Genomic DNA, 13,503 nt, shown 5'->3' with positions numbered 1-13,503 from the left:
ATTTCGTCCAGCGCCCCGGTGGATGGGCAGTTGATCGGCGGTTGATGCGGGTCAAGACCGGAGCGTGACCAAATTCCCGCGCCGGGCGTCGGACGGGCAGCCGCGGCGCCTCCGCTACACTGACGGTCCGCGCGACTGGCGATAAGGGGCTGCACCGCAAGCCCCGAGGTGGAGGACCACCGTGGAGCGCGGGCGGTTGAAGGGCACTTGATCCGGTGTCCGCAGCCGTTTCAAGCCGTTCGCCTGGGCAGCCCTTTTGTCCGTGCCGCCGCGTGCCGGACACCGGGACCTCCACACGCATTGCTGAGGACTGCCATGTTCGACCGCACCCAATCCACTCTTGCCAACGTCGACCCCGAGCTGTTCGCCGCCGTCCAGGACGAGAACCGCCGCCAGGAAGAGCACATCGAGCTCATCGCCAGCGAGAACTACACCTCGCCGGCCGTGATGCAGGCCCAGGGCTCGCAGCTCACCAACAAGTACGCCGAGGGCTATCCCGGCAAGCGCTACTACGGCGGCTGCGAGCATGTGGACGTGGTGGAGCAGCTGGCCATCGACCGCTTGAAGCAGCTCTTCGGCGCCGAGTACGCCAACGTGCAGCCCAACTCCGGCTCGCAGGCCAACCAGGGCGTGTTCTTCGGCCTGCTCAACCCCGGCGACACCATCATGGGCATGAGCCTGGCCGAGGGTGGCCACCTCACGCACGGCATGCAGCTCAACATGAGCGGCAAGTGGTTCAAGGTGGTGAGCTACGGCCTCAACGCCCAGGAAGACATCGACTACGACGCGATGGAGCGCCTGGCCCACGAGCACAAGCCCAAGCTGATCATCGCCGGCGCCTCGGCGTTTGCGCTGCGCATCGACTTCGAGCGCTTTGCCAAGGTCGCCAAGGCCGTGGGCGCCTACTTCATGGTGGACATGGCCCACTACGCCGGCCTGATCGCCGCGGGCGTCTACCCCAACCCCGTGCCGCATGCCGACGTGGTGACCTCCACCACGCACAAGAGCCTGCGCGGCCCGCGCGGCGGCATCATCCTCTGCAACGACGAGGCCATCGCCAAGAAGATCAACAGCGCGATCTTCCCCGGCATCCAGGGCGGCCCGCTGATGCACGTGATCGCCGGCAAGGCCGTGGCCTTCAAGGAGGCGCTGTCGCCGGAGTTCAAGGCCTACCAGCAGCAGGTGGTCAAGAACGCCGCGGCGCTGGCCGAAACGCTGGCCGCGCGCGGCCTGCGCATCGTCAGCGGCCGCACCGAGAGCCACGTGATGCTGGTGGACCTGCGCCCCAAGAACCTCACGGGCAAGGAAGCCGAGGCCATCCTGGGCGCCGCGCACATCACGTGCAACAAGAACGGCATCCCCAACGATCCGCAAAAGCCCATGGTCACCAGCGGCATCCGCCTGGGCTCGCCGGCCATGACCACGCGCGGCTTCAAGGAAGAGGAAGCCCGCCTGACGGCCAACCTCATCGCCGACGTGCTGGACAACCCGCACGACGCCGCCACCATCGAGCGCGTGCGCGAGCAGGTGAAGGCGCTGACCGCGCGCTTCCCCGTCTACGGCGGCTGATCGTTTGTCATTGAGTTGAGGCGGCGGCCGGCGGTGCAGTGCACCGGCCGGCCGTTTGCTTCGTTGCACACACACTTTCAAGGCCCACAGGCTCCCATCCCCCATGCGATGCGTCTTTTGCAGCCACGGCGAGACGCAGGTCGTCGAGACCCGCGAAACCGACGACGCCGTGCGCCGGCGCCGGCGCTGCCTGGGCTGCGAGCGCCGCTTCACCACCTACGAGCGCGCCGAGATCACGCTGCCCGCCGTGGTGAAAAAGGACGGCTCGCGCGTGGAATTCGACCGCGCCAAGCTGCGCGCCTCCATGCAGCTCGCCCTGCGCAAGCGCCCGGTGGGCATCGAGCAGGTCGAAGGCGCGCTGGAGCGCATCCAGGAGCACCTCCTGCAGGACGGGCAGCGCGAGGTGTCCACCTCCCGCCTGGGCGAGCTGGTGATGCGCGAATTGCAGAAACTCGACAAGGTGGCCTACGTCCGGTTTGCTTCGGTATACAGAAGCTTCAAGGACGTGGACGAGTTTCGACAGATTATTAAAGATATTTAAGGCAGCCCCCTGCGGCGGATTTGCCGCATTCGCCGATCTATATTCATTCCGCAATCCATTCGAACAAACCCTTTCCCGCTTGATTTTCCTGCCGCCACCGGTTCATTCCTCCCATGTGAATTCACCATGCCGCCGAATAAATTGCGGCCATGGGAATACCAGCCTCGAATAAACCCGCAGTTTCCAAGCCGCGCGGCCTGAGCCTGGTCGAGATACTCGTCACGCTGGCGGTGCTGGCCATTGCCGTGGGCGCGGCGCTGCCCTCCTTTTCCGCCATGGCCGAGAACCGCCACCTGCAGGGCACGGCGGCGCAGTTCGAGGCCGACGTGGCCTATGCGCGCAACGCGGCCGAGCTGCGTTCGCAGACCGTGCGCCTGAGCTTTCTGGCCGACGCCGTCGACGCCCGCTGCTGGCTGGTGCACGTCGGCGAGCCGCAGGGCTGCCGCTGCGACGCCGCCACCGGCGCGGCCGCCTGCGACGCGCCCACGCAACTGCTGCGCGCCTACGTGCTCGGCGCCGACACGCCGCTGCGCCTGTCGAGCAACGCGCCGTCGCTGCGATTTAGCGCGCCGCGCCACACCGTCACGCCCTCGGCCTCGCTGACGCTCACGGCACGCAGCGGGCGCGGCGTGAAGGAAATCGTGAGCGTGGTCGGCCGCGTGCGCGGCTGCTCCCCCGACGGCGCCGTGCCGGGTTTCACGGCCTGCTGATCGCCGCCATGCACCGCCAGCCCCACACCGCCGGCATGACGCTGCTGGAGGTGCTGGTGGGCCTGGCCATCGGCCTCTTCGTCGCGGCGGCGGCCACGGCGCTGCTGCAGCAGTTCCTCTTCGACAACCGCCAGTTGCTGCTGCGCATGCGGCTGGAGCAGCAGATGCAGGCGGTGGCCGACGCGGCCGTGCACGAGCTGCGCCGCGCCGGGCATTGGGAGAAGGCGCAGTTGGGCGTCGCCGACAACTTCGACTTCGCCCGCGCCAACCCCTATGCCGCGCTGGACGACGCCGAAGCGGAGCGCCCAAGCGACGGCATCCGCTTTTCCTGGTCCGGCGGCGGGGCGGAGGCCGACCCCAACGGCGTGAGCCAGGCCGAGGCCACGGGGCTGCGCCTGGTGGAGGGCCAGGTGAAGCAACTCAAGGGCGGCAACTGGCAGCCGTTGACCGATGCGGCCTTCATGACCGTCACCGCCTTCGAGGTGACGCTTCACCAGCGCGCGCTGGACCTGGAGCGCCACTGCGAGCGCCCCCGCCCCCAAGGCAGCTGCGCCACGGGCGCCGGCCGCATCTGCCCGCCGCGGCTGCTGAAACGCGACCTGGACGTGCGGCTGGAAGGCTTCGCCACGCGCGAGCCCACCCTCACCCACGCGCTCAACACCCAGGTGCAGTTGCGCAACGACGTGGTGGAGGGCGAATGCCCGCGCTGAAACGCCACCGGCGGCCGCCGGCGGCGGGGCGGTCCGCACGCCCGCGCGGCGCCGTTGCCCTGGTCACCGTGCTGCTGCTGTGCGCGCTGGCGCTGCTGGCCAGCCTGCACGCCCACCGCGCGCTGCTGGCCGAGCTGCGCGGCGCGCGCGTGCAGCAGCGCAGCGCGCAGGCGCACGAGGCGGCGGAATCCGGCCTGCAATGGGCGCTGGCGCAACTCAACGCCGGGCGGCTGGACGGCGCCTGCGCGCCCAGCAGCGACGCCGGCGCGCAGCGGCTGCGCGAGCGGCTCATCTTTTCCCTGGCCGGCCTGCGGCTGTCGCCCGCTTCGGAGGCCGACGGCCAACCCAGCCGGGCCGGCTGCACGCTGGATGCCGACGGCGCCTGGGCCTGCGCCTGCGGCGGCAGCGGCGCGCCGGCATCGGCGCTTGAAACGCCCTCCTTCAGCGTGCAGGTGGCCGCGGGCCCGCGCGCGGACCTGATGGCGCTGCGCTCGCGCGGCTGCCTGGGCTGCGGCGAGGGCGAGCTGGACGCGCAGGCGCCCGCCGAGTGGCTGCTGGCCCTGGTGCCGGCGATCACCGGCTTGCCGGCAGCGCCGCTGACCGTGCGCGGCACGGTGCGGCTGCCGGGTTTCAACTTGCGCCTGTCCACCCGTGAGCGCGATGCCCAGGGCCTGCTGCTGCATGCGGGAGGCGTGGTGGACGCTTCTTCCCTGCAGCCGGGCGAGGACCGTGCCCAGACCCTGCGCCTGGTGGCCGAGCGCGACCCCGAGCTGGCACGGCTGTCCGCGGGCCGGCTGCTGCACCGCCACCTGGGCCTGGACCCGCTGGACCTGGCGCGCGCGCCCGGCATGCAAATAGTGCGCTGCGACGGCGATTGCGCCGACGCCCTGCGCACCGCCGTCGACCGCGGCGCACAGGCGCTGTGGGTCGACGGCGACTTGTCGCTGCCCGCCGGCCTGACGCTGGGCAGCGTGGACGCGCCCGTGCTGCTGGCCGTGCAGGGCGCGGCGCGGCTGGGCCCGGGCGTGCGGCTGCACGGGCTGCTCGCGGCCGCGTCGCTGCAGTGGCATGCGCGGCCAGGCGGCGACTTCATCCGCGGCGCGGTGCTGGTGGATGGCGACTGCTGCGAGGGCAGCGGCGCGCCCGCCCTGGAGCGCGACGCCGCGCTGCTGCGCCGCCTGGCGCGCCAGGCCGGGCGCTTCGTCGCGGTGCCCGGCAGTTGGAAGGATTTCGAATGAAGCGACGCCAACGGTGCGGACGGTTCAAGCGCCAGCGCGGCATGACGCTCATGGAGGCGCTGGTGGCGGCCGTGGTGATGGGCATAGGCCTGCTGGCGCTGCTGCAGGCGCACCTGGCGCTGCACGGGCAGGCGGAGTCCGGCCGGCTGCGCCGCCAGGCCCTGGCGCTGGCGCAGCGCGAGCTGGAGACGCTGCGCGCCGCGCCCATGGCGCCCACGCAGGACGCCAGCCTCGACGCCGACCCGTTCACGTTGCAGCGCCGCGTGCGCGACGCCGGCACGGGCCTGCAAGCGGTCACGGTGCGCGTGGCCTGGACGGGCCGTGACGGCGTGGAGGACGCCGTGGCCCTGAACGCCCTGCTCGCGCCGCCAGACCCCGGCTTCAGCGGCACGTTGGCGCTGGCCGTGCCCGCCGTCACGCTGTTGCTGCCTTCGCCGTCCGCGGCCGCGCCTTCCAGCGCGCCTTGACTTCGGCTAACCCCGCGATCGTCCGGTTGGGCCGCGGCGCTGGGCACAATCCCGGGCATGAATTCCCCCACGGACTTTTCCGCCTTTGATGAGTTGGCCATGGCGCAGGCGCTGCGCCTGGCGCACGAGGCCATAGGCCTGTCCGAACCCAATCCCCGCGTGGGCTGCGTCATTGCCGGCGACGGCTGGCAAGTGCAAGGCTTCACGCAGGCTGCGGGCCAGGCCCATGCCGAAGTGATGGCGCTGCGCGCCGCGCAGGATGCCGGCCACGACGTGCGTGGCGCCACGGCCTACGTGACGCTGGAGCCCTGCGCCCACCACGGCCGCACGCCGCCGTGCTGCGACGCGCTGGTGGCCGCGGGCCTCTCGCGCGTGGTGGTGGCCGTGGGCGACCCGAACCCGCTGGTGGCCGGGCAAGGCATCGCGCGGCTGCGCGCCGCAGGCATACGCGTGGACGAGGGCCTGATGGCCGCGGCGGCGCGCGAGCTCAACATCGGCTTCTTCTCGCGCCAGATCCGAAAGCGCCCCTGGGTGCGCATGAAGATCGCCGCCTCGCTGGACGGGCGCACGGCGCTGGAGAACGGCGTGAGCCAGTGGATCACCGCCGAAGCCGCCCGCGCCGACGGCCACGCCTGGCGCAAGCGCGCCGGGGCCGTGCTCACCGGCATGGGCACGCTGCTGGAAGACGATCCGCGCCTGGACGTGCGCCTGGTGCCCACGGCCAAGCAGCCGCTGCGCGTGGTGGTCGATTCCCGGCTGGAGACGCCGCTGGGCGCCAAGCTGCTGCAGCCGCCGGGCGAGGTGCTGGTCTACGGCGCCGTGCCCAACGCCGAGCGCGAGGCCGCGCTGCGCGGCGCGGGGGCGGACGTCGCCTTCTGCCCCGAGAGCGGGCGCGGCAAGGTGGATTTACCAGCCATGCTCGCGGACCTGGCCGCGCGCGGCGTGAACGAGCTGCACGTCGAGGCCGGCCACAAGCTCAATGCCTCGCTGCTCAAGACCGGGCTGGTCGATGAGCTGCTGGTCTACCTGGCGCCCAAGCTGATCGGCCTGGGCCGCGAGATGGCGGCCTTTGGGCCGCTGACGACGCTGGCCGACGCACTGGAGTACGAGTTCCGCGAGTTCGAGGCCGTGGGCCGCGACCTGCGCATCCTGGCGCGCCCGCCCGGCCGCGGCGCGTTCTGACCTGCTTTCCTTCTGAACCTTTTTTCTACCCGTTCCCCGACCCTTTCCCCCAAGAGAGACACACCATGTTCACCGGCATCATCAGCGGCGTGGGCCGCATCAGCGACGTGCAGCCCCTGGGCCCGGACGGCACGCACGGCAAGCGGCTGCGCATCGAGCCGCCCGCGGGCTACCTGGACGACGTGGAGCCGGGCGACTCCATCGCCCTCAACGGCGCCTGCATGACCGTCACCGCCTTCGACAAGGCCGCGCCCTGGTTCACCATCGACATCTCCGCCGAGAGCCTGCGCCTGACGGCCGGCCTGGGCCAGACCGGCCGCGTCAACCTGGAAAAGGCGCTGCGCGCCAACGACCGGTTGGGCGGCCACCTGGTCAGCGGCCACGTGGACGGCCTGGGCGAGGTCACGCACTTCGCGCCCGTGGGCGAGTCGTGGGAGCTGCGCATCCGCTCGCCCAAGGAGATGGGCCGCTTCCTGGCCTACAAGGGCTCCATCACCGTCAACGGCGTGAGCCTGACGGTCAACCGCGTCACGGACAGCGACGCGGGCTGCGAGTTCAGCATCAACCTCATCCCGCACACCATCCAGGAAACGACGCTGGGCGACTTGAAGCCCGGCAGCGGCGTGAACCTGGAGATCGATCTGATTGCGCGGTATGTGGAGAGGATGTTGAGCGCGGGGAAGTAAAGGGCTGGGAGGCTCTGCTCAAGGCGGCCTGATCCGGCAATAAGCGCCGCGGGCGTTGGCTGCTTGCAAGGGTTTGACAAGGCCCGACCCCGGGGCCCCGCCTACAATCGCGGGATGCCCATTTCACCCGTTCCCGAGCTGGTCGCCGAGCTGGCGGCCGGCCGCATGGTCATCCTCGTGGACGAGGAAGACCGCGAAAACGAAGGCGACCTCGTCCTGGCCGCCGATCACGTCACGCCGGAAGCCATCAACTTCATGGCCAAGCACGCGCGCGGCCTGATCTGCCTGACGCTCACGCGCGAGCGCTGCGAGGCGCTGCAACTGCCGCCCATGGCCACGCGCAACGGCACGCCGCACGGCACCGCCTTCACCGTTTCGATCGAAGCGGCCACGGGCGTGACCACCGGCATCTCCGCTGCCGACCGCTCGCGCACCGTGCAGGCGGCCGTGGCGCGCGACGCCGTGCCTGCCGACCTTGTGCAGCCCGGCCACATCTTCCCGCTGCAGGCCCAGGAAGGCGGCGTGCTCATGCGCGCGGGCCACACCGAGGCCGGCTGCGACCTCGCCGCCATGGCCGGGCTCACGCCCGCGGCCGTGATTTGCGAGGTCATGAACGACGACGGCACCATGGCCCGGTTGCCCGACCTCGAAATTTTCGCCAGGGAACACGGCCTGAAGATCGGCACCATCGCCGACCTGATCCAGTTCCGCAGCCACAACGAGACGCTCATCGAGCGCCTGGGCAAGCGCGAGCTGCAGACGCCCCAAGGCGCGTTCGACTGCCACGCCTACCGCGACCGCTCCGGCGCCCTGCACCTGGCCTTGACCAAGGGCCAGTGGAAGCCCGGCGACGAGGTGCTGGCGCGCGTGCACGAGCCGCTGTCGGTGCTGGACCTGCTGGACACGGGCGCCAGCCGCCACTCCTGGCCGCTGCCCGCGGCGCTGGCGCGGCTGCAGGCCGCCCCCGCCGGCGTGGCCGTGCTGCTCAACTGCGGCGAGGACGCCGCCGCCCTGCTGCCCGGCGTGCTGCCGCCCGCGGGCACCACCATCGCCCCGCGCACCGGCCAGATCGACCTGCGCACCTACGGCGTGGGCGCGCAAATCCTGCGCAGCCTGGGCGTGACGCGCATGAAGCTGCTGGGCAACCCGCGCCGCATGCCCAGCATGACCGGCTACGGGCTGGAGGTGACGGGCTTCGTCGCCGCTCCCAACGACAAGGACGCTTAATCAACATGCTGGACGCGGATCAAGGCCAACCCCTGGGCCTGGACGGCAAGGGCTTAACCATTGGCATCGTGCGGGCGCGCTTCAACGACGCCATCACGAAAACGCTGGAGCAGGCCTGCATCGCCGAGCTGCGCGCGCTGGGCGTGGAGGAGGACAGCATCCGCCTCGTCACCGTCCCCGGCGCGCTGGAAGTGCCGCTGGCCTTGAAGGCGCTGGCCGCCGGCGACGAGCACTTCGACGCCCTGGTCGCCCTGGGCTGCATCATCCGCGGCGAAACCTACCACTTCGAGCTGGTGGCCAACGAAAGCGGTGCGGGCGTCACCCGCATCGGCCTGGACCACCAGATTCCCATTGCCAATGCCATCCTCACGGTCGAGAACGAGGATCAGGCCTGGGTTCGCGCCGAACCCAAGGGCCGCGACGCCGCCCGCGTGGCGGTGGAGATGGCCAATCTGCTGGACGAGTTGTTGTGAATCCCCCCCAAAAGAAAGCCCCGGCGGCCAAGTCGGCCCGCCGCCGCGCCCGCGAGTACGCGCTGCAGGGCCTGTATGAATGGCTCATCGGCGGCGCGGACGCCGGTGCCATCGAAGCCCACCTGCGCGAGCAGAACGAGGGCGAGTTCGACAAGTGCGACCGCGCCCACTTCGACGCGCTGCTGCACGGCGGCATCAACGATGCGGCCGAGCTGGACGCGGTGCTGGCCAAGCACGTGGACCGCAAGACCACCGAGCTCTCGCCCGTGGAGCACGCCGTGCTCATGATCGGCGCCTACGAGCTCAAGCACTGCCTGGACGTGCCCTACAAGGTCGCCATCAACGAGGCGGTGGAGCTGGCCAAGAGCTTTGGCGGCACGGACGGCCACCGCTACGTCAACGGCGTGCTGGACAAGGCCGCCTTGGAGTTGCGCCCGCAGGAAGTCGCCGCCGCGCGCGCCCGCGCAGGCCGCTGAACGGTTGGGCGCGCCGCGCCCGCCTCCCCTTTTCCTCTTCGACGATGAAACTGGCGCAAAGGCTCGACCGCATCGAGCCCTTTTACGTCATGGAGTGCGCCAAGGCCGCTGCCGAGATCGCGCGCGGCCCCCTGTGCGACCCCGCGCAGGGCGGGCGCCCCATGCTCTACCTCAACATCGGCGAGCCGGACTTCACGGCGCCGCCGAGCGTGCTCGCCGCCGCCCAAGCCTGCCTGGACGCGGGCCGCACGCAGTACACGCCCGCGGCCGGGCTGCCCGCGCTGCGCGAGGCCATCTCGGCCTGGTACGCGCGGCGCTTCGGCCTGGACGTGCCGGCGCGGCGCATCCTGGTGACGGCCGGCGCCTCGGCCGCGCTGCAATTGCTCACGCAGGTGCTGTTCGAGCCCGGCGACGAGGTGCTGCTCTCCGACCCCGGCTATCCCTGCAACCGCCACTTCGTCACCGCCGCGGGCGCCACGGCGCGGCTGCTGGAGACGGCACCGGCGCACCGCTTCCAACTGGACGCCGCGGCGGTGGAAGCCGCCTGGACGCCGGCCACGCGCGGCGTGCTGCTGGCCTCGCCCTCCAACCCGACGGGCACGTCCATCGACCCGGCGGAGATGCGCCGCATCGTGGACGCGGTGCGCGCGCGCGGCGGCGTCACGGTGGTGGACGAGATCTACCTGGGCCTGAGCTTCGACGAGCGCTACGGCGACAGCGCGCTGCGGCTGGGCGAGGACGTCATCAGCGTCAACAGCTTCTCCAAGTACTTCAGCATGACGGGCTGGCGCCTGGGCTGGCTGGTGCTGCCGGACGAGCTGGTGGCGCCGGTGGAGATGCTGGCGCAGCACCTCTTCATCTGCGCCTCCACGGTGGCGCAGCGCGCGGCGCTGGCCTGCTTTGAGGACGCGTCGCTGGCCGAGTACGAGGCGCGCCGCGCCGAGTTCAAGCGCCGGCGCGACTGGCTGGTGCCCGCGCTGGAGGACCTCGGCTTCAAGGTGCCGGTGGTGCCGGACGGGGCCTTCTACGTGTGGGCCGACGCCAGCGCCTTTTGCGACAACACCTGGGACTTCGCCTTCGAGCTGATGGAGAAGGCGCATGTCTGCGTGACGCCGGGCAAGGATTTCGGACACGCGGGTACGCAGCGCTTCGTCCGCTTCAGCTTTGCCAACGCGATGCCGCAACTGCACGAGGCGGTGAGCCGCCTGCGCCAGTTGCTGGTGCGCTGACCAAGGGAAAAGCGCATGAGCGGGTCAACGAACCTGGACGTGCGCGCGTTCCGTTTTCCGGTGCGCGTGTATTGGGAGGACACGGACGCGGGCGGCGTCGTGTTCTACGCCAACTATTTGAAATTCTTCGAGCGTGCGCGCACCGAGTGGCTGCGCCACCTGGGCTTCAGCCAGGAGGCGCTGCGCACGCAGCAGCGGCTGATGTTCGTGGTGGCGGAGACCTCGCTGCAGTACCGCGCGCCGGCCCGCCTGGACGAGCTGCTGCACATCACCGCGCTGCCGCAGCCCGCCGGGCGCGCCAGCCTGGTGGTGAACCAGCAGGCCTGGCGCGGCGACACGCTGCTGGCCGAGGGGCGCATACGCATCGGCTGCGTGGACGCCGACACCTTCCGCCCGCGGCGCATGCCTGACGAACTGATCAACACCTTAACGAGCCAAGCCGGATGAACCAGCAGGATCTCTCCATCGTCACCCTGGTGCTGCACGCCAGCCCCATCGTCCAGCTCGTCATCGCGGGGCTGATGGGCATGTCCATCGCGAGCTGGACGGTGATCTTCGCCAAGCTGTTCGGCTTGAAGCGCGTGCGCGGGCGCAACGACGGCTTCGAGCGCGAGTTCTGGTCCGGCCGCAGCCTGCAGGAGCTGCACGAGGCCGCCGGCACCAAGACCGACGGCGCGCCCATGGAGCGCATCTTCGCCAGCGGCATGCGCGAATTCCTGAAGCTGCGCGAGCGCCGGCTGGACGCCGGCGCGCAGCTCGACGGCGCACGCCGCGCCATGCGCGCGAGTTTTCAGCGCGAGCTGGACGTGATCGAAAGCCACCTGAGCTTCCTGGCCACGGTGGGCTCCATCAGCCCCTACGTGGGCCTGTTCGGCACGGTGTGGGGGATCATGCATGCCTTCGTGGGCCTGTCCAACCTGACGCAGGTGACGCTGGCGACCGTGGCACCCGGCATCGCCGAGGCGCTGGTGGCCACGGCCATCGGCCTCTTTGCCGCCATCCCCGCCGTGATGGCCTACAACCGCTTCGCCCGCGACATCGACCGCCTGGCCATCCAGCTGGAAACCTTCATCGAGGAGTTCTCCAACATCCTGCAGCGCAACGTCGGTGCGCCCGCGACCGTGACGCCGGTGACGGCGGCCCAGGGGCGCTGACATGCCAGGCGTTGCAGCCCGGGGCGGCGGACGGCGCCGCCGCACGGTGAGCGAGATCAACATGGTCCCGTTCATCGACGTGATGCTGGTCTTGCTGATCATCTTCATGGTCAGCGCGCCCTTGATCACCACCGGCACCGTGGACCTGCCCAGCGTGGGCAAGTCCAGCCAGCGGCCGGACAAGGTGATCGAGGTCATCGTCGGCAAGGACGAGAAGCTCAAGCTCAAGATCAACGGCGAGGCCGAGGAGCAGCCGCTGGCGCTGGGCGACCTGCGCGAGCGCGTGCTCTCGGCCCAGGGCGGCGACGCCAACGTGCCGGTGGTGATCTCCGCCGACCGGCAGGTGAAGTACGAGAGCGTGGTGCAGGTCATGGACAGGCTGCAGCGCGCGGGCGTGCAGCGCGTGGGCCTGTCGGTCAAGCAGGGCGGCTGATGGCGCTTCCGGCTGGTTCTCCCCCTTCCGCGGCACCGGCACCGCGCCAGGCCACGCACGACCCCTTGCGTCCGCCCACGTCGGACCGCTTGGGCCGCGGCGCGGCCATCTCCGCGGCCGTGCACCTGGGCCTCATCGGTGCGCTGGCCCTGGGCGTGAGCTGGCATGCCGAGGCGCCCACGCCAGTGAGCGCGGAGCTGTGGACGGCCGTGCCGCAAGTGGCCGCGCCACCGGCCGCGGGCGAGGCCGAGGCCACGCCGCCTGCACCGGCACCGGCGCCCGCGCCAGCCCCTCCTCCTCCACCGCCGCCGGCCAGGGTCACGCCGCCCCCACCTCCCCCGCCACCGGCCAAGGTGGCACCGCCTCCGCCGCCGCCCAAGGCCGCCGCGGCGCCTTCGCCGCGCGACGCGCAGATCGCACTGGAGCGCGAGCGCCGCGAGAAGGAAAAGGAACGCCAGGAACAGCTCGCCGCCGACAAGGCCCGCGCGGAAAAGCTCGCCAAGGACAAGGCCGAGAAGGCCGAGCAGGAGCGCCAGGCCAAGCTCAAGGAGCAGCGCGAGCAGGCCGAGAAGGACAAGCGCGCCAAGGCCGAGGAAGCCGAGAAACGCGCCGCCAAGGCCGCCGAGGCCGAGAAGCGCGCCAAGGCCGAAGAGGCTGAAAAACGTGCCAAGGCGGCCGAAGCCGAGAAGCGGGCCAAGGCCGAGGCGGACGACAAGCGCGCCAAGGCTGCCGCTGAGGCGGACAAGCGCGCCAAGGCCGAAGAAGCCGAGAAACGCGCCAAAGCGGCCGAAGCCGAAAAGCGGGCCAAGGCCGAGGCGGACGACAAGCGCGCCAAAGCCGAAGCCAAGGCCAAGGCGGACGCCAAGGCCAAGGCAGACGCCGACGACAAGCGCCAGCAGGAGCTGGCGGCCAAGCTGCGCCAGCAGCAGATGGCCCGCATGATGGGCCAGGTCGGCGGCTCGGCCGACGGTCCCAGCGGCAACGGCGCACCGGGCTCCAGCGGCAAGGCCGCGCGCGACAGCGGCCCCTCGGCCGGCTACGCGGGACGCATCGTCGCCCGGGTCAAGCCCAACATCGTCTTTGGCGACGACATCAACGGCAACCCGATGGCCGAAGTCGAGGTGCGCACTGCGCCGGACGGCTCCATCGTCGGCCGCCGCCTGGTGCGCAGCAGCGGCAACGCCGACTGGGACCAGGCCGTGCTGCGCGCCGTGGACCGCACCGGCGTGCTGCCGCGCGACACCGACGGGCGCGTGCCCTCGGCCATCGTCATCGGCTTCCGGCCACGCGATTGACGAACCCCGCGCGGGCCCGGCCCTCACCCGGCCCGCGCGTGCCCTTCCCGTCCGGGAAGGAGGCACCCCCAGGGAAAGCACACCCACCTGCAATCGGTGAATTTGCTATTCCT

Annotated in this window: 16 protein-coding genes and 1 riboswitch; all 16 genes read left to right on the top strand. The window is 71.0% G+C overall.

Going from position 1 to position 13,503, the window contains the following annotated elements:
• The first annotated feature begins 121 nt into the window (after positions 1-121).
• Positions 122-256: riboswitch (ZMP/ZTP riboswitch) on the top strand.
• A gap of 59 nt (positions 257-315) precedes the next feature.
• Complete coding sequence (gene glyA, locus SM757_RS11545) at positions 316-1,569, top strand: serine hydroxymethyltransferase (RefSeq protein WP_066342174.1); 1,254 nt, start codon at positions 316-318, stop codon at positions 1,567-1,569.
• Between the two features lie 103 nt (positions 1,570-1,672).
• On the top strand, positions 1,673-2,110 hold the full coding sequence (nrdR, locus tag SM757_RS11540) for a transcriptional regulator NrdR (RefSeq protein ID WP_322465576.1): 438 nt from the start codon (positions 1,673-1,675) through the stop codon (positions 2,108-2,110).
• A 149-nt stretch (positions 2,111-2,259) separates the two neighbouring features.
• Positions 2,260-2,820 carry a GspH/FimT family pseudopilin gene (locus SM757_RS11535; RefSeq protein WP_322465575.1) on the top strand — a complete coding sequence of 187 codons (561 nt, stop codon included), beginning with the start codon at positions 2,260-2,262 and terminating at the stop codon, positions 2,818-2,820.
• A gap of 8 nt (positions 2,821-2,828) precedes the next feature.
• Positions 2,829-3,530: a prepilin-type N-terminal cleavage/methylation domain-containing protein gene (locus SM757_RS11530; RefSeq protein WP_322465574.1), complete on the top strand. Its 702-nt coding sequence runs from the start codon at positions 2,829-2,831 to the stop codon at positions 3,528-3,530.
• The gene (locus tag SM757_RS11525; RefSeq protein WP_322465573.1) at positions 3,518-4,768 is read left to right on the top strand and encodes a hypothetical protein; all 1,251 of its coding nucleotides are present in this window, start codon (positions 3,518-3,520) and stop codon (positions 4,766-4,768) included. The genes SM757_RS11530 and SM757_RS11525 overlap by 13 nt, the downstream gene beginning before the upstream one ends.
• Complete coding sequence (locus SM757_RS11520; RefSeq protein ID WP_322465572.1) at positions 4,765-5,235, top strand: type IV pilus modification PilV family protein; 471 nt, start codon at positions 4,765-4,767, stop codon at positions 5,233-5,235. The genes SM757_RS11525 and SM757_RS11520 overlap by 4 nt, the downstream gene beginning before the upstream one ends.
• A gap of 57 nt (positions 5,236-5,292) precedes the next feature.
• Positions 5,293-6,417 (top strand): bifunctional diaminohydroxyphosphoribosylaminopyrimidine deaminase/5-amino-6-(5-phosphoribosylamino)uracil reductase RibD, encoded by a 1,125-nt coding sequence (ribD, locus tag SM757_RS11515; protein WP_238455951.1) that lies wholly within the window; start codon positions 5,293-5,295, stop codon positions 6,415-6,417.
• 65 nt (positions 6,418-6,482) lie between these two features.
• Entirely contained in the window at positions 6,483-7,103 is a 621-nt protein-coding gene (locus SM757_RS11510; RefSeq protein ID WP_066342181.1) for a riboflavin synthase, read from the top strand.
• Between the two features lie 114 nt (positions 7,104-7,217).
• Positions 7,218-8,330 (top strand): bifunctional 3,4-dihydroxy-2-butanone-4-phosphate synthase/GTP cyclohydrolase II, encoded by a 1,113-nt coding sequence (gene ribBA / locus SM757_RS11505; RefSeq protein WP_066342182.1) that lies wholly within the window; start codon positions 7,218-7,220, stop codon positions 8,328-8,330.
• Positions 8,331-8,335: 5 nt separating this feature from the next.
• A complete protein-coding gene (gene ribH, locus SM757_RS11500; RefSeq protein ID WP_066342183.1) occupies positions 8,336-8,803 on the top strand; it encodes a 6,7-dimethyl-8-ribityllumazine synthase in 468 nt (155 codons plus the stop codon).
• Complete coding sequence (gene nusB / locus SM757_RS11495) at positions 8,800-9,279, top strand: transcription antitermination factor NusB (protein ID WP_066342184.1); 480 nt, start codon at positions 8,800-8,802, stop codon at positions 9,277-9,279. The genes ribH and nusB overlap by 4 nt, the downstream gene beginning before the upstream one ends.
• Before the next feature lie 44 nt (positions 9,280-9,323).
• The gene (locus SM757_RS11490) at positions 9,324-10,508 is read left to right on the top strand and encodes a pyridoxal phosphate-dependent aminotransferase (protein ID WP_322465571.1); all 1,185 of its coding nucleotides are present in this window, start codon (positions 9,324-9,326) and stop codon (positions 10,506-10,508) included.
• Positions 10,509-10,523: 15 nt separating this feature from the next.
• Positions 10,524-10,955 carry a tol-pal system-associated acyl-CoA thioesterase gene (gene ybgC, locus SM757_RS11485; RefSeq protein ID WP_066342186.1) on the top strand — a complete coding sequence of 144 codons (432 nt, stop codon included), beginning with the start codon at positions 10,524-10,526 and terminating at the stop codon, positions 10,953-10,955.
• Positions 10,952-11,662, top strand: a complete 711-nt coding sequence (tolQ, locus tag SM757_RS11480) for a protein TolQ (protein ID WP_066342187.1) — start codon at positions 10,952-10,954, stop codon at positions 11,660-11,662. Before ybgC ends, tolQ begins: the two co-directional genes overlap by 4 nt.
• A 1-nt stretch (position 11,663) precedes the next feature.
• Positions 11,664-12,095 (top strand): protein TolR, encoded by a 432-nt coding sequence (gene tolR / locus SM757_RS11475; RefSeq protein ID WP_322465570.1) that lies wholly within the window; start codon positions 11,664-11,666, stop codon positions 12,093-12,095.
• A complete protein-coding gene (gene tolA, locus SM757_RS11470) occupies positions 12,095-13,390 on the top strand; it encodes a cell envelope integrity protein TolA (RefSeq protein ID WP_322465569.1) in 1,296 nt (431 codons plus the stop codon). Before tolR ends, tolA begins: the two co-directional genes overlap by 1 nt.
• Positions 13,391-13,503: the final 113 nt, after the last annotated feature.

Source organism: Azohydromonas lata (assembly GCF_034427735.1).
GTDB classification, from domain to species: domain Bacteria; phylum Pseudomonadota; class Gammaproteobacteria; order Burkholderiales; family Burkholderiaceae_C; genus Azohydromonas; species Azohydromonas lata.
This window is presented reverse-complemented; position numbering and strand designations above follow the sequence as displayed.